Genomic DNA, 21,555 nt, shown 5'->3' with positions numbered 1-21,555 from the left:
CATGCGCATCCGTGAAGCCCTGACCTTTGATGATGTTCTGCTGGTTCCAGCTGCATCTTCCATCATGCCTGCTCAGGCGGATACCAGCACTCATGTGACAAAGAAAATCAAGCTGTCCATTCCAATGCTGTCTTCTGCAATGGATACCGTGACAGAAGGACGTCTGGCCATTGCAATGGCACAGGCGGGTGGTATCGGTGTTGTTCACAAGAACCTTGGTATCGAGGAACAGGCCCAGGAAATCCGCAAGGTCAAGCGCTACGAAAGCGGCATGGTGGTCAATCCGGTTGTCATGCATCCGGATCAGACACTCGGTGATGCCCTTGGCCTGATGGAGCACCACAAGATTTCAGGTATTCCGGTTGTCGAGCGCGGCACGAGCCGACTGGTTGGCATGCTCACCAACCGTGATGTCCGTTTTGCAGAAGATCGCGGCCAGCCTGTGTCCGAGCTGATGACCAGTGAAAATCTTGTCACGGTTCGCGAAGGCGTCGAGCACAAGGAAGCACGCAAGCTCCTTCATCAGTATCGCATTGAAAAACTGCTGGTGGTTGATGCCGATTACCGTTGTGTCGGTCTGCTGACAGTCAAGGACATGGAGCGCGCTGTTGCCCATCCGCATGCAAGCAAGGATGATCAGGGTCGCCTGCTTGCCGCTGCTGCGACAGGTGTCGGCTCCGAAGGATTTGAGCGTGCCGAGGCTCTGATCGAAGCCGGTGTCGACCTGCTGGTGATTGACACGGCGCACGGCCATTCCAAAGGCGTTCTGGATGCTGTTTCTGCCATCAAGAAAAAGCATTCGGCTGTCCAGATCATTGCAGGCAACGTTGCGACGGCAAGCGGAGCACAGGCGCTTGCAGATGCCGGTGCCGATGCGGTCAAGGTCGGTATCGGACCCGGTTCGATCTGTACAACACGGATTGTCGCCGGTGTGGGTGTTCCGCAGCTGACGGCCATTGCAGATGCCGTTGAGGCTCTCAAGGACAGTGGTGTCCCGGTCATTGCGGATGGCGGTATCAAGTTTTCCGGTGACGTGGCAAAGGCTATTGCTGCAGGGGCATCCGCGGTTATGGTGGGCTCGCTTCTGGCCGGAACGGATGAAGCACCGGGTGAGGTCTTCCTCTATCAGGGACGATCCTACAAGTACTATCGCGGCATGGGTTCCATCGGTGCGATGGCTCGTGGTTCTGCGGATCGCTATTTCCAGGCAGAGGTGTCCGACCAGTTGAAACTTGTTCCCGAGGGGATTGAAGGGCGCGTGCCTTACAAGGGGGCTGTGTCCCCGATCATTCACCAGCTGGTTGGCGGCTTGAGGGCTTCCATGGGCTACACAGGAAACGCAACAATCGAGGACATGCGCACCCAGTGCAGCTTCGTAAAAATTTCCAATGCAGGCCTGCGCGAAAGCCATGTTCACGATGTTTCAATCGTGCGCGAAGCACCAAACTATCGCCAAAGCTAGGCCCGCAAAGGCTTTAACGACGAATTCGGGAGGGGGAATGCAGAGGCGTTCCCCCTTTTTTCACGGGTAATTTCATTATCCTGTTGCTTAACCTGCTTTGGAATTCGTAAACAGGAAAGATTAATACGTCAGAGAAGACCAGAATCCGAGGATTGTTTATTGCCCGCCAAACCCCAACAAGCCCCGCGCCACAAACAAAGGCGCAGCGGTCAATCCGCAGAGGGTGATACCCGCAAGGGCAATGCTCCGCGAAAGCAGGGGCTGCCCAGGCACACGGGGATTCAGCGCCGCAAGCGCCAGGCGCGCCGGGACAACGAAGTCTATGCCGCAATCGATCTGGGCACGAACAACTGCCGTCTTCTCGTGGCACGCCGAAGCCGCAAGGCCTTTCGCGTTGTTGACACCTTTTCACGTATCGTCCGTCTGGGGGAAGGTCTGAGCCAGACAGAGCGCCTGTCCGATGATGCTGTGCGCCGGACAATGGCTGCCCTGAAAATCTGTGCCTCGAAGATCCGCAGACAGGGTGTGACACGGATGCGCTGTGTGGCAACGGAAGCCTGTCGCCGGGCACAGAATGGCGAGGCTTTTATCGCGCAGGTCGAGGAAGAAACCGGTCTCAAGCTCGAGATCATCGACAACAACGAGGAAGCTCAGCTGGCTATTCTTGGCTGTGCTCCCCTGTTGAATCCGAACCTTCCGGAATCACTGATCTTTGACATCGGTGGTGGCAGCACGGAAGTCAGCTGGATCACGAACGGTCCAGAAGTTGCGAACAGTGACAGTGAACCCAAAGCCCTGACGGCAGAAGAAGTTCCTTCTATAGAGGAGCCTGCTGCCCGGAATCAGGATCAGAAACGAAAAAGGCATCGCAAGGGCGATCCGGCAAAACGCCAGAAAGCTTCTGAGGAAAAGGGCAATGGCCAGGCCAGACGCTCGACTGTTCCAGTTATGAAGGACTGGCATTCTGTGCCCATCGGGGTTGTGGCGCTGGCGGAAAAATTCGGCGGGCGTGATATCACTCCCGAAAAATACGAAGCCATGGTCGAGGAGGTCTATCAGGCCTTCCGCCCCTTTGAGGAAAAACACAATTTTCAGCAACGCATTGCCAATGGTCAGCTCCAGATGCTGGGAACCTCGGGCACTGTTACGACACTGGTTGGTATCTACAAGAAACTGCCGCGTTATGACCGCAACAAGGTTGATGGCTCGCGCTTGAGACGTGATGTTGCCTTGCGGTTGTGCAAAAAAGTCTCCCGCATGAATTTTCAGGAGCGGATTGCGAACCCCTGCATCGGCAAGCAGCGGGCTGATCTGGTTGTTGCAGGCTGTGCCATCTTCGAGGCCATTGTTCGCCTGTGGCCTGTTGATGATGTCAGGGTTGCCGACAGGGGGCTGCGCGAGGGCATTCTGTTTCGCATGATGAACGAAAGAAAAAAGAGCTGATCCGCAAGGCGACTGGTCTTTTTGTTCAGAACTGTCTATATCAAGCCAGAATTTCTTTCCTGTGCTATCCTGAAGGGAAGCAGGTTTGTTCCGTTAGTATAAGGACTTTGACAGATGGTCACCTGGAAAGGCCGCAAGCAGTTTGGGGAACAGCAACGCAAGGCGCGTCAGGCGCGACGGGGCGGTTCCGGAGAAAAGGAAGAGAGCACCTTTACAGGGCGCGGACTGAAGGTTCGCGTCAAGACTGCGCGCGGGCGCAGCAACTCTTCTGCGCGCTGGCTGGAACGACAGTTGAACGATCCCTATGTTGCGGAAGCCAAAAAACGTGGCCTGCGTTCCCGTGCGGCTTTCAAGCTGCTGCAGATTGATGACCGTTTCAGGGTGATCACCAGGGCGGCCCGTGTGGTCGATCTGGGAGCCGCCCCCGGTGGCTGGTGTCAGGTTGTCCAGAAGCGCGCCGGCAAGGAAGCGAAGATTGTCGGCATGGACCTTCTGGAAATCGAGGGCATGGCCGGTGTGACGTTCCTGCAGGGTGATTTTATGGATGGAGAGGCACCGGACAATCTGAAGACTGCTTTGGGTGGTCCTGCCGATCTGGTGATCTCTGACATGGCAGCGGCCTCTTCGGGGCATCCGCCCACAGACCACCTGCGCATTATGGGGCTGGTTGAAGCTGCCCTGGAATTTGCGAAGGAGGTGCTGGAACCAAAGGGCAATTTTGTTGCCAAGGTCCTGCAGGGCGGAGCGGATGAAGCGTTGCTGGAGGAACTGCGCAGGAATTTTGATTCGGTGCGTCATTTCAAACCGGATGCGAGCCGCAAGGACTCCTCAGAAATGTATGTTGTTGCCCTTGGCTACAACGGGTACCGCAAGTCTGCGGCTTCCGATCAAGAGGATGGTCAGGACGCATGACGCCTGAAGGTCGCTATGCAGCGGTACTCGAAGTTCTTGAGCTTGGTCTGAATGAACCCGGAAAACCGGTCGAGCAGATTTTGCAGGGCTATACCCGTTCGAGACGCTTTATCGGCTCGAAGGACAGGCGCTTTATTGCGGAGCTTCTGTTCGATCTGATGCGCTCCCGAGCACGTCTGGGCTGGCATGTTGCACGGGTTGCTCCCCATTTGTCCCTTTCTGCGCGGCTGTGGCTTTTCTCCGGCCTGATTCTGAAGGGCGATCTTGATCTCGAAGAGCTTTCCTCCCTGTGTTCCGGGGAGGGCTATGCACCGGCTCTGCTTTCACCTTCGGAACGGTTCGTCCTGGAGGCGCTGGAGCCTGGGGCCGGGCCTGATCATGATGAGATGCCCACTGCGGTCAGAACCGAGGTCCCGGAGTGGCTCTGGTCTGAATTCGAGCGCAGTTTTCCCGCTGAAACCGTTGAACAGGAGGCTCTGGCTCTGCTGGAAGCTGCACCTGTTGTGTTGAGGGTCAACAGCCTGAAGCTCTCACGGGATGAAGCCCGGGCGCTGCTGCGGAAAGAAGGTTTCGAGACAGAAGAAACCGGCCTGTCTGCGTGGGGGCTGATCCTTTCCAGACGGGGAGCTCTGAACCAGACGGCGGCCTATCGCAACGGGCTGGTCGAGCTGCAGGATGAAAGCTCCCAGCTGTTTGTTGCAGAAACGGCAGTGGAGCCGGGGATGACTGTTCTGGATCTCTGTGCCGGAGCGGGTGGCAAAACCCTGGCACTGGCTGCAGCCATGAACAATGAAGGACGATTGCTGGCAACGGACATTGCACCTGCGCGTCTGCAAAAATCGAAACCCCGTCTTGAGCGGGCAGAGGCGTCCATTGCAAAAACGGGAAATTTCCCGGCGATTGTCTCCGGGCCGGAATTCAGGGGAGCCTTTGACCGCGTTGTTGTGGATGCTCCCTGTTCGGGGACGGGAACCTGGCGACGCCAGCCTGATTCACGATGGCGTTTGACGGCGGGTGCTCTTGCCGAATACAGGAGTGCCCAGTCCGGCTGTCTTGATCAGGCTGCCGATCTTGTAAAGCCGGGGGGGTGGCTCTGTTATGCAACCTGCTCTGTTCTGAAAGCGGAGAACGAGGATCAGGTTGCCGCTTTTCTGGCGCGTCGGCCGGATTTTGCCCCGGCGAGGGAACCGTTTCTGAAGCTCTCACCAGCCCGTCAGGGAACAGATGGTTTCTTCGGTGCCATGCTGGTTCGCAAAGACTGATTTTTCCTGTTTCCCCGCTCAGACTCCTTTTGACTTTTGCCCGGCTTTGCGGCACTTAGGGCCATGATTTTCACTTCGGAGGAAACGCAGCGCTCATGACCGACCATGTACTGATTCTGGACTTTGGTTCGCAGGTAACAAAACTTATCGCACGCCGTGTGCGCGAAGCCGGTGTTTACTGCGAGGTTTTCCCTTTCAACTGTGGCGAGGAGCGCATCCGGGCCTTTGATCCCAAAGGAATTATTCTTTCAGGTGGTCCTGCTTCCGTAACAGGGCAGGACTCGCCCCGCGCGCCGCAGATTGTCTTTGATCTGAATGTGCCGATCTTTGGTATCTGCTACGGTATGCAGACAATCTGTGAACAGCTTGGTGGCAAGGTTGAAGGATCTGATCATCAGGAATTTGGCCGGGCTGCTGTCGATGTCACAAGCGCCTGCCAGCTTTTTGAAGGCCTCTGGAGCGAAGGGGACAGCCCGCAGGTCTGGATGAGCCATGGTGACCGTGTGACAGCCCTTCCGGATGGTTTCAAGGTTGTCGGTGTTTCCGAAGGCGCACCCAATGCAATGATCGCCAACGACGAGCGCAAGATCTACGCTGTCCAGTTCCACCCTGAAGTGCATCATACCCCGGACGGAGCAAAGCTGCTGCGCAACTTCCTCTACAACGTTGTCGGCTGTTCCGGAGACTGGACCATGGCGGCCTACAAGGAACAGGCCATCAGGGCCATTCGCGAGCAGGTGGGCGACAAGCGTGTGATCTGCGGTCTTTCCGGTGGCGTTGACTCCTCTGTTGCTGCTGTTCTGATCCACGAAGCCATTGGTGACCAGCTGACCTGTATCTTTGTTGATCATGGCCTGATGCGCATGAACGAGGGGGAAGAGGTCGTGAACCTTTTCCGCGAGCATTACAATATTCCCCTGGTTCATCGCGATGCGAGCGAGCTGTTTCTGGGCAAGCTGGACGGTGTTGATGATCCGGAGCGCAAGCGCAAGATTATTGGTGCAATGTTCATTGACGTGTTCGAGGAAGAAGCCAACAAGATCGGTGGTGCCGATTTCCTTGCACAGGGAACCCTCTACCCGGATGTGATTGAGTCCGTTTCCTTCACAGGTGGCCCGAGTGTGACGATCAAGTCGCACCACAATGTCGGCGGCCTGCCAGAGCGCATGGATATGGAACTCGTCGAACCCCTGCGCGAGCTTTTCAAGGATGAAGTGCGTGAACTGGGCCGTGAACTGGGGCTGCCCGATACACTGATCGGTCGTCACCCCTTCCCCGGGCCGGGGCTGGCCATTCGTATTCCGGGTGCTGTAACACGCGAGCAGGCGGATATCCTGCGCAAGGCGGATGCGGTTTATCTGGACGCCATCCGCAAGGAAGGCCTCTACGACGAGATCTGGCAGGCCTTTGCAGTGCTGCTTCCTGTGAAAACGGTTGGTGTGATGGGCGATGGCCGGACTTATGAATATGTCTGCGCCCTTCGGGCTGTGACCTCTGTGGACGGCATGACAGCAGACAGCTACGCCTTCGAGCACGATTTCCTGTCCCGGGTTGCAACCCGCATCATCAACGAGGTTCGCGGCGTAAACCGTGTTGTCTATGACTACACCTCGAAGCCTCCCGGAACCATTGAGTGGGAATAGGTCACGTCCGGTTTTCGGGGCAGAGACCTCTGTTCACTTGAACAGAACAACCCTTTGGTTGGAGCCTGGCAAACGATCTGGTTGCCGGGCTCCTTTTTTAGGAAACAAGCGGCTTTGAAGACAAGGGGGACTTGCAGGTTTTGTGTGTGAAAACCGAAGTCCTGCCTGGTTCATTTGATTTTTGAGATAGCAGTCAGGCTAATTCTTTGTTTTTTCTTAACATTCAGGTTCTATAAGGATAAGGTATTTGAGTTCGGGACGGGCCAGATAGGAGAACAAGCTCTTGGATAAGCTAACTTCCATTCTTGAGGCCTTTGATGTGATCTGCCCTTCCGGTCTGCGTGGCAACTTTGAAGCCCGCAAAGGGATACTGGACGAACTGAACAGTCTGTCGAATATTGAGACGGAATTTAACGCTTTTTTGCTGTCGGATTTCAGGGAACGGGCCGGTCTTTTTAGCAGTACCGGCAATGATGTTCCGCTTGAAGTAACTGGCTCTGTTCTGATTATCGGAGCTGGCCTTGCAGGACTTTACAGTGCCCTGAAAATTGCTTCGCTGGGTTTTGAAGTGCAGGTTGTGACCGATGATGAACATGTCGGAGGCACCTGGTACCGGAATGACTATCCGGGCTCGCGGGTTGATATTTCCCGCGCAGTCTATCCTTTCAGTGATGTTGATTACTGTGACTGGAGGAACTACTACCCCCGACACAGTGAAATGAAAAAATACTGTGAAGAGCTTGCTTCCCGGGTGGGTGACCAGAAAATCTTCCTGAATAAACGGGTCGAGAAAATCGAGTGGTCCGGGCAGCGTTCGGGTTGGCTGGTTGATTTCCTGAAAGACGGGCAGAAGGAACAGGCTTTTTTCAACTTCGTCATGGATTGTACAGGGCAACTGTCGAGCCCGCGCAAGCTGCCGCAGGCGGACGGTTTTTCCGGCGAGATCTGTTCTGCTCCATCCTGGCCTGCCGGTATGGACCTCAGGGGTAAAAAGGTTGCGCTGGTCGGACTGGCAGCATCCGGGATCCAGATTGCCAGTGCCATATCCGGGGACGTTTCCGAACTGCATATTGTTTCCGGTACGCCAAACTGGATCAGAATGATCCCTCATCTGAAGCTTGGTGATGGCATGGACAAATTTTCCCATGGGCAATATGCGTTTGACCTCAAAGCGCGTGCACAGGCTGCCATCGGGGGATTTCAGGCGCTGGTCAAGGAGAACAGCACAGCACAGGCAGAGCTTCTCAATGCCTGTGAAAACTGGCTGGAACAGTTGCCCGAAGACAAGGCTGATCTCGTTCGTCCGGATTATCGGCCCGGATTGCGACGGATACTGCTGGACAATGGGGATTATGCCGATTGCCTGAAGCAGCAGAATGTTTTCTATCATGCTACAAGGCTGGAAAGTTGTGATAACAGAACACTTTATCTGAAATCCGGAGAGCTTGTTCCGGATGTGGATGTGCTGATTCTCTCGACAGGTTTTGACGTGCTTTCCAGCCATTTCCCCTATCGTGTAGTGGATCGTACGGGGCTTGAACGCATCGAAAAACCTGTCACGGGATTTGGATCTGTCTGCTTTGAAGCCCTGCCGAACTTTTTTCAGATCAACGGTTATGGCACAAATCTTGTTTTACATGGTGCAGCAACAATTCTGATGGAGATACAAACAGCCTTCAGTGCTGCCCGAATGCTTGAAGCCTGCCATACAAACGGTTCAGGCAGCGTGTTTGAGATTTCCTCGGGAGCAGTTGATGACTACCGGCTTGATTTCAAGGCCATGCATGACAGTCTGATATGGTCTGAAGCGCCGGAAAAACAGGGATGGTACTGGGGTATCTCCCGCGAAAATCCAACCAATCTTCCCATGACGATGGGGAGGTATATAGAAATGCTGAAAGGGTTGAACACCTCGCCATGATGCTGTCAGACAATGTCTTTCCGGTTTGCAACTATCCCGACGTTGTAATCGAAACAGGGCAGGGGTCCTGGGTTACCGACACGCAGGGACGCCACTATCTGGATCTGAATTCCGGGCAGTTTTGTGCTGTTGCCGGACATTCCTCTCCTGTGCTCAGGAAAGCCCTGATGAGATCGCTGGAAACGATTCAGGATACGCACACCGGCATGCTGTCTGCTGCTGCTCTGCAAGGATTGAAGGATCTTGGAGAGATTAGCGGATTTGCCAACCCGCATTCCATTCTGCTGACGACAGGTTCAGAGGCAACGGAATTTGCCTTGCGTTATGCAAAACACCTGAAGGAAAAAGACGGTGTTCTTGCGCTGGATGTCGGTTATCACGGGATCACGCACGGAGTGGCAGGATATTCCATGTCCCGGGCAAGGGTTCGACCTCCTCTGCCCCTGTCCTTTGCAGCGCCCGCACCGCTGAACAGGGATTTTTCAAATCCCGACAGTTATGATTACAGTTCCGAACTGGAAAGTCTCAGGGAAATTGTCGAGCAGAATTCCCGGCACATCGCTGCTTTCATTCTTGAACCCGTGATTTCGGGTGGGGGAATGTTTGCATTGCCGCCCGGGTATCTTTACGAGGCCGTCAAGCTTTGCAGGGAAAATGATATCTTCGTCATCTATGATGAATGCCAGACTGGTGTGGGCCGTCTTGGAGACTGGTTTTCCTACACGGGCGGCGAACTGCCCGAACCGGATTTTGTTGTTGCCGGCAAGAGCCTCGGACTGGGGATTCCTGTTTCTTCGGTGACCGCCAATCGTGACACGGTGGATCTGGAAAAAATAACGCTGGGGCATTTCAGTTCACATCAGAACGAAGGCTTTTCCGGCTTGATCGTCAGCGAGTGTGTGAACTGGATCAGACAGGATGACAGACTGACCTACATCCGGGATGCCGGTCAGGATTTCCTGCGAATGCTGCAGGCCCTGAACCACCCGATGGTGAATGCGCCACGGGGCAAGGGCTTTATGCTGGCATTTGATCTGACAGACGATGAGCCGGGAGGGGAGACGATTGCCCTGGGTAACCGTTTCGTTGAGGAAGCCCTGAAACAGGGGTTGCTGATGCAGCATTGTAATTACGGCAGAACCATCAGAATCCTTCCCAACTACAACACAACCCGGGAAGAGTTCAGGGATTTTATTCAAAGGCTGGAGGCCTTGTTTAATGAATTTGAATGAGATAGCAGCGCATCGTTCCAGAATTCTGGGAGAGCTTGAGAGCAAAAGTATCCTCCTGTGGGGAGCCGGCCCCCATGTCGGTGCAATTGTGGACAAGCTGAAGCACTGGGGCTGTGAGGATCGCATCGTTGGCGTTTTTGACACGACACGCGAGATTGGCCAGGACGAATGGCAGGGCGTGCGGGTTCTCTCGCGTCAGGAAGTGCGAAGCAAGTCTCATGACACCCATGTGGTTATTGCCTGTGCCGGATTGAATGAACTTTATGGCGGGATCGTCCCGGAGCATCTGTTCTATTTCCGTATTGTCCACCGCCGCGCGCTGGAAGCATGTTTCGAGCTGCCGGGGCTCATGGATGATATTCAGGGAGCGGTGGATCTTCTCGATGATGATTTCTCAAAAGAAATTTACCTGAAGCGGCTGGATCTGATGCTTTCAAGTGTGATGTTCCACGAGGCATTTAAATCGGTTGGAGGCCCCTATTACAACAATGATCTGGTGGATCAACTCGGGGACAGGTGGCTTTACGCGGGTGCTTACAACGGCAAGCACCTGGAGCGGGCCATGTCCTTCCGGCCGGATCAGGGAATGGTTGCTGTTGAACCCAGTGCGAGGATGTATCAGTTTCTGCAGGAAAACTTTGGCGGGAACCCTAATCTTGAACTGCAGAACTACCTGCTGTGGTCCGAGAGTGGAAAGGATATCCGTTTTGTTGATGACAGCAGCCATCAGGGGCTTGCTGCATCTGTTTTCATTCCGGAGGAATTCGGGGACGCCAGAGCTGTCAAGACGGTGACAATTGATGACCTTCTCGAGGGCAAGGGGGTGAGTGACATTGCGCTGGATGTCGAGGGATCCGAGCAGCATGCCGTCGCCGGGGCTGCGAAAACCATAGAAAAGTATGGTCCGCGTGTCGCTGTGTGCCTCTATCACAATCTGGACGATTTTGCGAAGTTGCCGGCGCAGCTGAAAAGCCTGACTGGTGATGCAAGGATGGCTGTGCGGCAGCACTCGTGTATTCCCTTTATTGAAAACGTCCTGTACGCGATACCAAAGTAGTTTCTGTCAGCTGCAGGGAGGTACTGTGTCATTACCGGAGGCTGGAAAGATTTTTCCGGACTGTTCCGGGCGGATGCTGTTGCTTCGAAGCAGGGTTGCACAAACAACCGCAGCAGGTGTGTTTGTTGTCTGATGCTCAGAAGACAGAATGAGGGGTGAAATCATGCGACGCGCTCTGTTGGTGGGGAGTAACTTCAGTGCCCTTCCCCTTTTGAATGCACTCAAAAAAAGAGGCATAGAGGTTTCTGTCTGCGGAAACAGGCCCGATGAGGTGTGTCACAAGGCTGCAGATCGTTCCTTTTTTGTGGATTATTCCGATGCCGGACAGCTTGCAAAACTGGTTCGTGAGGAAAGGTTTGATTTCCTGGTCCCTACGGGAAATGACTGTTCCTACCGGGTTTCTGCCCGGGTTGCCGGGCAGTTCGGTTTTGCCGGTTTTGACAATGACAGGATTACGGAAATCATTCACACAAAGGGTGCTTTTCGGCAGGCCTGTTTGACGGCAGGGCTTCGCATCCCCGGTTTTGATGTGGTGGAAGGGGCAGGCCCTGCTCCGGACTTGCCGTTTCCTCTTATTGTCAAGCCTGTGAACAGTTACAGCGGGCAGGGTGTTTCAAAGGTGGAAAACCGGAAGGAACTGGAGGGCGCTCTGAAAAAAGTGTTCGACCAGCCGGGAACTGAAGAAGCTATTGTTGAGGAATTTTTTGACGGCTCCCTTCACAGTCATTCGGCCTTTATCAGGGATCGCAAGATCTTCCTTGATTTTTTTGTGGATGAATTCTGCACCGTTTATCCCTATCAGGTGAATTGCTCCAATCATCCTTCCGGGTTGTCCGGGCAAATCAGGAACAGCATTCGCGAGCAGATTGAAAGGCTGGCTGCCTCTCTGGAGCTTGGTGATGGGCTGTTGCATACGCAATTTCTTGTTGATGCCGGGGGTGATTTCAGAATAGTGGAGGCCATGAGACGCTGTCCCGGTGATCTCTTCGGTTCTCTGGTCGAGCGATCGACGGGTATTGATTATGCAGATTGGTTCGTTCGACCCTTTTTGGGGGAGGAGTATCCCGAGCTGGCGGAAAAAGGTGAATGTGAGTTCTGGGCCAGACATACATTGAGTGCAGACATGTCCCAGTTGAATTTCTCTTTCACTCATGATTTGCCTGTGTCCGCGCAGGAAATTGTTGCCCTGCAAAGCAACGGCTATGCCCTGTCTGCGGCTCCCTACGGGAAAACGGCGTTGCTTTTCATGAAGTTTCCCGATTTGGAACAGTTGTTGCTGTTGACTCCCGTATTGGCCAAAAGAGTGAAATTGAAAGCTGTCGAGGAAATGAAATGACCTTATCAAACGACAAGAAGCTTCAGGTGGCATTTGTTGGTGGGGGTCGTGATTCTGCTGTCGGACGGGCGCACCGCTCTGCGTTGGGGCTGGATCAGAATTTTGAGCTGGTCGCCGGCTGTTTCAGCCGGGACAGAACCAAATGTCTGGAAACTGCGGCTGAATACGGCGTTGACGCGTCCCGGACCTATGATGATCTTCAAGGTCTGCTTGATGCGGAAAGGGATAAAGTGGACGCCGTTGTTATCCTGACGCCCCAGGATCAGCATTACCGGCATCTGGAACTCTGTCTTGAAGCCGGGGTGCCTGTGATCTGCGAGAAGGCCCTGACCGCAACTGTCCGGGAGGCAAGAAAGGTCAAAGCACTTCTGGAGGCAGAAAACGGTTTTCTGGCCGTGATATCGAACTACACCGGCTATCCGATGTTCCGGGAGCTGAAAGCACGGATTGACAAGGGGGAGCTTGGTTCGATCCAGCAGATTCAGATTGAAATGCCACAAGAAGGCTTTTTGCGACTGACCGATGAGGGGCAACCCATGGTGCCTCAGGACTGGCGTCTGGTAGACGGGGAAATACCAACCATTTCACTCGATTTGGGGTCCCATATGCACATGCTGGTTGCCTTCCTGACGGGGGAAAAGCCCCGGTCCGTTATTGGCAGTTCAGATACCTTCGGGAACTTCAAGGATATTACAGACACTGTGTCCTGTATGGTCCGTTACAGTGGCGGACTTCATGTCAATTACTGGTACAGCAAAACAGCTCTGGGCTGTCGGAACGGTTTGAAAATCCGTGTTTTTGGTCAGAACGGGTCTGCGGAATGGTTTCAGGCCGAACCGGAAACACTTGTCTGCAGCAACCGTCATGGCGGACGCATGATCTATGACAGGGCCAGCTATGGCGTACTGGCGGCAAACGGCATCGAGTACAGTCGTTTCAAGGTTGGTCATCCTGCCGGTTTTATCGAGGCACTGGCAAACTATTATTCGGATGTCGCAAAGTGTCTGCGGGCACGCAGGAACAATGAACAGCCTTCCAGCCCCTATGTCTTTGGCATTGACGAGGCAATGGAAGGGCTGTTCCTTCTGGATGCTGCAGAGCGTTCCGCACAGTCGGAGCGTTGGGAAACGGTGTCTGACGTTCGGTGAAAGGTCAGCTGATTTCCTTCATGACGCGGTTGCGTCCCTGATCCTTGGCGCGGTACAGCGCTTCGTCAGCACGGTTGATAAAGGCTTCCAGCGCTTCTCCGGGCGCATATTTCGACACGCCGATTGAAATTGTGATGCGCCCGAAGTTCTCCTCGGTCTTCTTGTTGCGAAGAACCTGCTTGGAGACAGCCTCGCGGATCGAGTTTGCCAGTGTCGAGGCGTCATCAATGCCTGTTTCCGGCAGGATACAGGCGAATTCCTCCCCGCCATAGCGCGCCGGAATGTCCTGTCCCTTGACCATTTGCTTGAGCCTTGCTCCGACAAACTTCAGGACCTCGTCCCCGACCCTGTGTCCGTGGGTGTCATTGAAAGCCTTGAAGTGGTCAATATCAATGAGCAGAAGGCAAAGTTCTGTCTCCTCGCGGGCCGCTTCGTTCGAGCACTCGAGAAGCTTTTCGTCAAACAGGCGGCGGTTGCCGATCTTGGTCAGGGCATCGGTTACAGATTCTGTTCTGGCTTCTTCCAGATTGCTCTGCAGGGTGGAGATCGCATCTGAGGAGGCATTGAGTTCCTGCTGAAGAAGTTTGTTCTTTTCAGTGATGGAGGCTGTTTCACTCAGCAACTGCGTGACCACCCGTTCGATCTTGTCGGCAGCGGTGACGTTGTTCAGTTCGCCGCTCAGGTTTTGCAGGGAGTTGCTGTAGCCTTCCGTGTTTTCCCCGGCTTCTGCAAGCTGGGAAATCATCAGTTGGAGAAGCATCTGCAGCTTCGCACTGGCATTGCGAAGCTCCTCGGCTTCTTCATCAAAGGAATAGAAGTCGTGATAGAGCTTGGAGCAGGCTTCTTCTGTAAAGGGGCGGCCTTCTTCTTCCATCAGTTCGATCTGGGCGCGAAGCCCCGGATTTCTGTCGAGGGTATGGTCGTACCAGAGCGTATAGTTCTGGGGGGTCGCGGGAATACCGCGCTTTGCCATTTCCGACAGTGCTTTTTCGGCAATATCCAGTGATTTTGAAACGGAGTTAGAAGCTGGCATTATTTTTTTTGTTCCCGCTTGATATTTCTTGTTTGGGTGTCGCTTGGATCAATCAGAAGGTTCATGAAGAACCGAAAGGGCCTCGATCAGATTTCGGCTTTTTTTCAAAGGTTTGTTTCCGCTGTGTACAGAAAACTCCGCGTATCTGCTCTTGTGCCCCAGACTTTTTGTAACGGTAAAAAGTGGGCGTTCATGGCTGTGTCGAAATATGGAAAAAATTGAGGATTGTTCAAGTATGTCAATGGCGTAGTCCCTCCATTCTCCTTTCGCAACATTCTGGCTGTAGAGAGCCAGAATCTGTCCCAGTTCGTCCTTTTCAAATCTGGAGGTTATGTGAGGAGAGGAAGTTCTGAAAGATGATGAATTCAAATGATGAACAGAGGCCATTCATTACCTGCTTAACCGCAATTACTCACTTGGGGGAGTATACACCTTTATGTTCGAAGATGCATCCTCGTAAGGTTTATCATAGCATGTCGTTCCACCCAGAGTTCTGTAACAATAAAGTGTTGGTTGCGGGCCGGATGAATTGCGACTGCCTTCTTCCACACAGTATTCCTCGCCTTTTGACCATTCAATTGCGGAGCAGTCTTCCGCCATTGCCCAGGAAACGACATGGTCCGTTATTGTCTTGTCTGTTGTGATCAGCGTTCCGACACTTGCCGCTGATGTCACATACGGATCTGCACAGGCCCCAAGGCCGGAAAGCAGGATGAGCGGGATAAAGAACTTTTTCATTTCCGTTTACCAGCGGTTTTCTCAAAAGAATGATTCGTCATGACAAAACAGGAGCTTACATTTTTTCAGATCAGTGTTCTATCTTGTAATTTATATCTATCCAGTAAAAAAATCCTTATCATCTCCTTAAAAAACAAGCTTTTAGAATTTTTTCTCCATGAAAAATTCCTCATATTTTTTAGGGATTTTAGAGCCCGGACCCGGCGGGGAAGAGGGAAGATATTGCCTGTTTTTTCGGTCTTTGCCCGAAATTGGTCAAACTCCGGGTTCACTTTGGTTGCTTCGGTGTGATTTTCTATATAAATTGCAGCAGTTTCGCTGCGAAGTCACAGACAGACTCGTTACGCTCTATAGCTTTGGAATGAAGACAGAAGGGAAGCCTCCGTGGCCGATATCTTTCAGGAAGTTGAAGACGATCTCAAACAGGAAAATCTGAAAAAGATCTGGAAGAAGTATGGTGCTCTCTTTGGTGCCGTTTCAGTTGTTGTGATTGCTGCAACTGCAGGCTGGCAGGGCTGGAAGGCCTATGATCTTTCTGTTCGTGAAGAGCAGTCAGCTGTTTTCTATCAGGCTGCAGAGATCTTTGCTGCCGGAGATTTGCAGGCCGCGGGCCAGCTTCTGGAGCAGGTTGGGGATGCAGCAGACGGTTATGGCGTTCTGGCCCGTTTCACCACTGCGCAAATCGCTGCAGATGAAGGGCGTGTTGAAGAGGCTGTGGCTCTTTGGGATCAGCTGTCCGCGGAAAAGCTTCCGGTTGAGCAGATGTCTGATATCGCGGCCTATCTGGCGGCCCTGCATTTGCTGGAGCAGAAGGATTTCACCGGATCCAGGGAGCGTGTTGCACTGTTGACCAGGGCCGGCTCTGCCCTCTATGGACACGCCCTTGAGCTGCAGGGACTGATTGCCCTGGAAGAAGGTGACAAGGCCTCGGCCCGTCAGACCTTTGAGCAACTGGCACAGGATGCAGAGGTTTCCGGTTCCCTGAAATCGCGTGCTGAACGCATTCTGTCTGTGATCGGGGAGTAGAGCGGATGGCCTTGTCCCTGAGATTGTTTCCCAGAGCCTCTGTTGCGGGGTTGCTGCTGTTGTCACTCTCGGCCTGTGACACCATTAACGATTTGATCGGTGAAGGAGATGGTCCTCCTTTGCCTGGTGCGCGGATCGCGATTCAGACAGAGGATCGCGGGATTTCTGCAGACAGTTCCATTGCCGATCAGCGCATTGTTCTGCCCGCTCCCTTTGAAAACAAGGTCTGGTCCCACTCTGGCGGAAACGCCATTCATGCGATGTTCCACCTGCAGCTGAGCGAGGCGCCGTCTGAGCGCTGGAGCCAGGACATCGGGGAAGCCAGTGATTACAACAAGGCCCTTCTGGCCCAGCCGATTGTTGTTGATCCTGTGATCTTCTCCATGGATGCCGAAGGGACCGTGCACGCCTTTGACAAGAACACCGGGCGTGAATACTGGAGCCGTGATCTGACCGATCTGGTTGAAGATGAAGGCGGTTTCGGTGGCGGTCTTGCCTATTCCCAGGGGCGGCTTTATGTGACAACGGGCTTTGCCTGGATCTTTGCGCTGGATGCCCGTTCCGGAGCTGTCCAGTGGAGCCAGCGTGCGCCCGGCCCGATGCGGGCTGCGCCTACTGTGAACGGCGGGCGGGTTTTCGCTGTGACACTGGATAACCAGACTGTCGCGCTGGCTGCCAATGACGGACGCCGCCTCTGGACTCATCTGGGTGCTCAGCAGGATGCGAGCATCCTTGGTGGTGCGAGCCCGGCTGTGGCTGGCAGAATGCTGGTTGTTCCCTATTCTTCCGGCGAACTGGTTGCCCTTGATGCCGTTGATGGTGACGAGCGCTGGTCCTTTGACCTTTCGGCCCTGCGCAGAACGGATCCTCTGACCGATCTGGCGCATATCCGCGGACTGCCGGTGATTGACCGGGATCGGGTGATTGCCATCAGTCACTCCGGGCGGATGGTTGCTCTGGACCTGAACAATGGCTCGCGTATCTGGGATATTGATGTTGGTGGTATTCAGACTCCCTGGGTGGCGGGTGAATACATCTACGTCCTGTCCAATGATGCACAGGTTGTTGCTGTTCGCAGACGCGATGGCCGCATTCGCTGGGTTCAGCCCCTGCCACAGTTTACAGATGAGGACCGCGATGAACCGATCACCTGGTATGGGCCGGTTCTGGCGAGTGATCGCCTGATCGTTGCAGGATCCTACGATTTTGCTGTTTCCCTTTCACCCTATACCGGTGACATTCTCAGCTATATCGAACTGTCCAATGGTGCAGCCCTTCCGCCTGTTGTTGCCGGAAACAGCCTGTATCTGCTGAACAATGATGCTGATCTGATTGCCTATCAGTAACTCTGCAAGGGCGAAGAACTGATTTCTGGATGGCAAGCCATGCAGTGACCGGATAGCTGATCGGTGCTGGAAGGTTCTGTGAAGGCTTGCCATTTTTGCATCCATGCCGCATAAGCCTATCAAAAGCTCCCGCGGTGCCAGCAAGCTCTTTGCCGGCATGTGATCACGGGTCAGGCAAATGGGATGAAAACCATGTATTCCGTAGCAATCGTTGGACGCCCGAATGTTGGCAAGTCCACACTCTTTAACAGGCTGACAGGCAAGCGTCTTGCGCTGGTTGATGACCAGCCCGGCGTGACGCGTGATCGCCGCGAAGGCCATGCCCAGCTCTTTGATTTGAGCTTTCGAATCATTGATACCGCAGGGCTGGAGGAAGCCTTCGACAATTCCCTGGAAGCCAGAATGCGCCGCCAGACCGAGAAGGCTGTGGTTGATGCCGATCTGGCCATTATGGTCGTTGATGCCCGCACAGGTGTTACGCCCATGGATGAACACTTCGCGCAGTGGCTTCGCAAGGGTAGGACGCCGATTGTCCTGATGGCAAACAAGTGCGAGGGGCGTGAGGCAGACATGAACCTGCTGGAAGCCTATTCGCTGGGACTTGGCGAGCCTGTTCCCTATTCTGCCGAACATGGCCTTGGGGCCAGTGATCTCTACGATGTGATCCGGGAGCACTTTATCCGCTGGGAAGAAGAGCGTGCCGCAAAGAGGACCGAAATACAGCGGGCAGCGCGTATTGTTGAGACCGAAGAGCCTGAAGAGGAATCTTTCGGGGAAGAAGAGACCTTCCTTTCGGAGGACGAAGACTATCTCGCCGAAGGTGATGTGGACTTTGACGAGGAAAGCGATGAGCCGCAGCTGGCTGATCTTTCCCTGGCTCTTGATGAAGAGGGCGAGCTGATCGACGATACGCCGCTGGGGCCTTTGCAGCTGGCGATCGTGGGACGCCCCAATGTGGGCAAGTCCACTCTCATCAACAGGCTTCTGGGTGAGGATCGTCTTTTGACGGGGCCTGAGGCCGGTATTACCCGCGATGCCATCACGGTTGATTACGAATGGCAGGGGCGCCCGCTTCGCATTGTCGATACAGCAGGGATGCGCAAGCGTTCCAAGGTGATGGACCGTGTTGAAAAGATGTCCGTGGCAGACTCCCTGCGTGCCTTGAAATATGCACAGGTTGTGGTGCTGACGCTGGATGCAGACGGGGTTCTGGACAAACAGGACCTGACCATTGCCAGAACAGTGATGAATGAAGGCCGTGCGCTGGTGATTGCTGTCAACAAGTGGGATGCCTGCGCGGACAAGAAAGCTGTTCTTCAGCGTGTTTCCGACCGCTTGCAGACTTCTTTGTCGCAGGGCAAGGGAATTCCTGTTGTCACCATGTCGGCGCTGAAAGGGCACAACCTTGACGGTTTGCTGGAAGCGGTTTTTGACATCTACGAAATCTGGAACACCCGCATTTCGACGGCCAAGCTGAACGACTGGCTGCAGGAAATTCTTGAAATCCATCCGCCACCCGCACCGGGAGGGCGCCGGATCAAGCTGAAGTATATCACCCAGGCGCGAACCAGACCGCCGACCTTCGCGATTTCCTGCTCCCTGCCGGAGGATTTGCCGGGAAGCTACAATCGCTTTATCGAAAACTCCCTGAGAGAGACCTTCGATATGCCGGGTGTTCCGATCCGGATCCACATGAAGAAGTCTCACAACCCTTACGCCAACAGGAAAAAGCGCTAGGGAAGACGAACAGAAAAAGGCCACTCCGAAGCGAGTGGCCTTTTCTTTTGTTGCCTGATCCGGGAAACCTGCTGGTCAGAGAAGTTTACTGGGCCTGCAGGATCTCTCCGTTCATCTCACAGGAGCTTTCAGCCAGCTGAACGAAAACCTCTGTGATGTCCTCCGGTGCCGGCAGGGTCATCGGGTCCTCGCCGGGGAAAGCCTTTTCGCGCATGTGCGTGCGAACGGCACCGGGATTGACCAGATTGGCGCAAACTGTTGTGTTGCGATTTTCTGCCGCGTAGACCTGCACCATTGTTTCCAGCGCTGACTTGGTGGCCTTGTAAAGCCCCCAGTAGGCGCGTGGTGTCGGTCCTGTGGTGACGAAAATGGCACGCCCCGCGTCAGATTGCTTCAGCAGAGGATCAAGGCTTCTGATCAGACGATAGTTGGCCGTGACATTGAGGCTAAAGGTGTCATCCCAGACTTTCGGGCTGATGTGTCCAAGCGGTGACAGTGGACCCAGCGAGGCAGCGTTTCCGACAAGAATGTCGAGCTTGCCGTATTTTTCGTAAAGGGAGTGACCCAGATGATCCAGTTCGTCATGCTTGTGCATGTCGTGAGGGATCAGAACAGAGCTTTCCCCGCCAGCGGCACGGATTTCATCATCCAGTTCTTCCAGGGCACCAACAGTCCGCGCCATCAGCAGGAGCTTGGCCCCCTCTGCTGCATAGCGTCTGGCAACAGCGCGCCCAATGCCGCGTGATGCCCCTGTAATCAGTGCCAGACGGCCTTTCAGTCTGGGTTCGCTCATTTTTTGTCGTCGCTCTTCTTGAAAACAGTCTTTGGAACGTCTTTGACGTAGTCCTCGTAATCATCAATACGGGTCGGGTAATAACCGGTAAAGGGCGAGTCGGTAAACTGCGGCGTGGTGTCGTCACGGGTTTCCTGTCCCATGGCGCGATACATCCCGTCGATGGAGATGAAGGAGAGGGAATCAACGCCGATATGCTCCGCCATTTCCTCAACACTCATCTGGGCGGCCAGCAGCTGCTTGGAGTGGCTGATGTCGATACCGTAGAAATAGGGGTAGCCAATGGGGGGCGATGCGATGCGCATGTGGACTTCTTTCGCACCTGCGGCGCGAACCATTTCGACGATCTTGATAGAGGTCGTGCCGCGAACCAGAGAGTCATCAACCAGAACAACGCGCTTGCCCTCAATGACAGCGCGGTTGGCATTGTGTTTCAGCTTCACACCCAGGTTGCGGATGGCCTGTCCCGGCTCGATGAAGGTCCGTCCCACATAGTGGTTGCGGATAATGCCAAGCTCGAAGGGAATGTTGGCTTCCTGACTGTAACCCAGAGCCGAGGGAACGCCTGAGTCCGGTACGGGGACGATCACATCGGCTTCAACGCCGTTTTCACGGGCCAGTTCCCGGCCAATGTTTTTGCGTGCTTCATAGACGGAAATCCCGTCGATTACGGAATCCGGGCGGGCAAAGTAGATGTACTCGAAAATACAGCTCTGCTTGGGTGTTGGCGGGAAGGGACGCAGGGACTGGATGCCGTCTTCGTTGATCAGGAGCATTTCGCCCGGTTCGACATCACGCACAAACTCGGCACCGATGATGTCCAGTGCGCAGGTTTCGGACGCGACAACATGGGAGTTTTCGAATTTGCCGAGAACCATCGGGCGAATCCCGTTCGGATCGCGAACCGCGATCAGGCCTTCCTTGGTCAGGCAGAGCAGGGCATAGGCTCCCTGGATCCGTTGAACGGCGTCAATCACCTTTTCGGTAATGGTTTCGCGAATGGAAGTCGCGACAAGGTGCAGGATGACCTCGGAGTCCATGGTGGACTGGAAGATGGAGCCGCGCATGACCAGCTGCTCGCGGATTTTCTGGGCATTTGTCAGGTTGCCGTTGTGGCACATGGCAAAGCCGCCCATGTAGAGATCGGCAAAGAGCGGCTGAACGTTGCGAAGCGCTGTTTCCCCTGTTGTGGAGTAGCGCGTGTGACCAATGGCCATGTGGCCTTTGAGGGCCTCGATGGTTTTCTGGTCCGAGAAGTTGTCTCCCACCAGCCCCAGGGCACGGTGGTTGAAGAAGTCCTTGCCGTCAGAGGAAACAATTCCTGCGGCTTCCTGGCCTCTGTGCTGAAGGGCGTGGAGCCCGAGTGTGCAAAGGGCAGATGCCCCTTCGTGTCCATAGACTGCGTAAACACCACATTCCTCGTGGAGCTTGTCATCGCCGTCGTCCAGATAATGGTCGGGAATCAT

Annotated in this window: 18 protein-coding genes; 13 read left to right on the top strand and 5 right to left on the bottom strand. The window is 54.4% G+C overall.

Going from position 1 to position 21,555, the window contains the following annotated elements:
* Position 1: 1 nt before the first annotated feature.
* The 10 genes from guaB (at position 2) to AAAH10_RS01170 (ending at position 13,416) form a co-directional block, all read left to right on the top strand.
* Positions 2-1,462, top strand: coding sequence for an IMP dehydrogenase (gene guaB / locus AAAH10_RS01215; protein WP_343559734.1), 1,461 nt, complete (start codon positions 2-4; stop codon positions 1,460-1,462).
* Between the two features lie 159 nt (positions 1,463-1,621).
* Positions 1,622-2,905, top strand: coding sequence for a Ppx/GppA phosphatase family protein (locus AAAH10_RS01210; RefSeq protein WP_343559732.1), 1,284 nt, complete (start codon positions 1,622-1,624; stop codon positions 2,903-2,905).
* A gap of 114 nt (positions 2,906-3,019) precedes the next feature.
* Complete coding sequence (locus tag AAAH10_RS01205; protein WP_343559729.1) at positions 3,020-3,817, top strand: RlmE family RNA methyltransferase; 798 nt, start codon at positions 3,020-3,022, stop codon at positions 3,815-3,817.
* The gene (locus AAAH10_RS01200) at positions 3,814-5,079 is read left to right on the top strand and encodes an RsmB/NOP family class I SAM-dependent RNA methyltransferase (RefSeq protein WP_343559726.1); all 1,266 of its coding nucleotides are present in this window, start codon (positions 3,814-3,816) and stop codon (positions 5,077-5,079) included. The genes AAAH10_RS01205 and AAAH10_RS01200 overlap by 4 nt, the downstream gene beginning before the upstream one ends.
* A 95-nt stretch (positions 5,080-5,174) precedes the next feature.
* Entirely contained in the window at positions 5,175-6,722 is a 1,548-nt protein-coding gene (gene guaA, locus AAAH10_RS01195) for a glutamine-hydrolyzing GMP synthase (RefSeq protein WP_343559724.1), read from the top strand.
* A 283-nt stretch (positions 6,723-7,005) separates the two neighbouring features.
* Positions 7,006-8,643: a flavin-containing monooxygenase gene (locus tag AAAH10_RS01190; protein WP_343559722.1), complete on the top strand. Its 1,638-nt coding sequence runs from the start codon at positions 7,006-7,008 to the stop codon at positions 8,641-8,643.
* Positions 8,640-9,875: an aminotransferase class III-fold pyridoxal phosphate-dependent enzyme gene (locus AAAH10_RS01185; protein WP_343559718.1), complete on the top strand. Its 1,236-nt coding sequence runs from the start codon at positions 8,640-8,642 to the stop codon at positions 9,873-9,875. Before AAAH10_RS01190 ends, AAAH10_RS01185 begins: the two co-directional genes overlap by 4 nt.
* Positions 9,862-10,932: an FkbM family methyltransferase gene (locus tag AAAH10_RS01180; RefSeq protein WP_343559715.1), complete on the top strand. Its 1,071-nt coding sequence runs from the start codon at positions 9,862-9,864 to the stop codon at positions 10,930-10,932. Before AAAH10_RS01185 ends, AAAH10_RS01180 begins: the two co-directional genes overlap by 14 nt.
* A 163-nt stretch (positions 10,933-11,095) precedes the next feature.
* Positions 11,096-12,268, top strand: coding sequence for an ATP-grasp domain-containing protein (locus AAAH10_RS01175; RefSeq protein WP_343559713.1), 1,173 nt, complete (start codon positions 11,096-11,098; stop codon positions 12,266-12,268).
* Entirely contained in the window at positions 12,265-13,416 is a 1,152-nt protein-coding gene (locus tag AAAH10_RS01170; protein ID WP_343559710.1) for a Gfo/Idh/MocA family protein, read from the top strand. Before AAAH10_RS01175 ends, AAAH10_RS01170 begins: the two co-directional genes overlap by 4 nt.
* Before the next feature lie 4 nt (positions 13,417-13,420).
* Here AAAH10_RS01170 and AAAH10_RS01165 read toward each other — a convergent pair whose 3' ends face one another.
* Genes AAAH10_RS01165 through AAAH10_RS01155 form a run of 3 tightly spaced genes read right to left on the bottom strand, consistent with a single transcriptional unit; the run spans position 13,421 to position 15,187 of the window.
* A complete protein-coding gene (locus AAAH10_RS01165; protein WP_343559707.1) occupies positions 13,421-14,449 on the bottom strand; it encodes a GGDEF domain-containing protein in 1,029 nt (342 codons plus the stop codon).
* 48 nt (positions 14,450-14,497) lie between these two features.
* Positions 14,498-14,836, bottom strand: coding sequence for a DUF2794 domain-containing protein (locus tag AAAH10_RS01160; RefSeq protein WP_343559704.1), 339 nt, complete (start codon positions 14,834-14,836; stop codon positions 14,498-14,500).
* Between the two features lie 21 nt (positions 14,837-14,857).
* Positions 14,858-15,187, bottom strand: coding sequence for a hypothetical protein (locus AAAH10_RS01155; protein ID WP_343559702.1), 330 nt, complete (start codon positions 15,185-15,187; stop codon positions 14,858-14,860).
* 384 nt (positions 15,188-15,571) lie between these two features.
* Between AAAH10_RS01155 and AAAH10_RS01150 the strand changes: the two genes are divergently transcribed.
* The 3 genes from AAAH10_RS01150 to der all read left to right on the top strand — a co-directional run bounded on the left by AAAH10_RS01150 (position 15,572) and on the right by der (position 19,296).
* On the top strand, positions 15,572-16,213 hold the full coding sequence (locus AAAH10_RS01150) for a tetratricopeptide repeat protein (protein WP_343559700.1): 642 nt from the start codon (positions 15,572-15,574) through the stop codon (positions 16,211-16,213).
* A gap of 5 nt (positions 16,214-16,218) precedes the next feature.
* Complete coding sequence (locus AAAH10_RS01145; protein ID WP_343559698.1) at positions 16,219-17,559, top strand: PQQ-like beta-propeller repeat protein; 1,341 nt, start codon at positions 16,219-16,221, stop codon at positions 17,557-17,559.
* A gap of 192 nt (positions 17,560-17,751) precedes the next feature.
* Positions 17,752-19,296 (top strand): ribosome biogenesis GTPase Der, encoded by a 1,545-nt coding sequence (gene der / locus AAAH10_RS01140; protein WP_343561309.1) that lies wholly within the window; start codon positions 17,752-17,754, stop codon positions 19,294-19,296.
* A gap of 85 nt (positions 19,297-19,381) precedes the next feature.
* Here der and AAAH10_RS01135 read toward each other — a convergent pair whose 3' ends face one another.
* Entirely contained in the window at positions 19,382-20,089 is a 708-nt protein-coding gene (locus AAAH10_RS01135) for an SDR family NAD(P)-dependent oxidoreductase (protein WP_343559696.1), read from the bottom strand.
* Entirely contained in the window at positions 20,086-21,555 is a 1,470-nt protein-coding gene (purF, locus tag AAAH10_RS01130; RefSeq protein WP_343559695.1) for an amidophosphoribosyltransferase, read from the bottom strand. Before purF ends, AAAH10_RS01135 begins: the two co-directional genes overlap by 4 nt.

It is taken from the genome of Carbonatibacter coralli, from assembly GCF_039592655.1.
In the GTDB taxonomy this organism is placed as follows: domain Bacteria; phylum Pseudomonadota; class Alphaproteobacteria; order Kiloniellales; family Kiloniellaceae; genus Carbonatibacter; species Carbonatibacter coralli.
The sequence above is the reverse complement of the archived record's forward strand: the minus strand, read 5'-3'. Positions and strand labels throughout refer to the sequence as shown.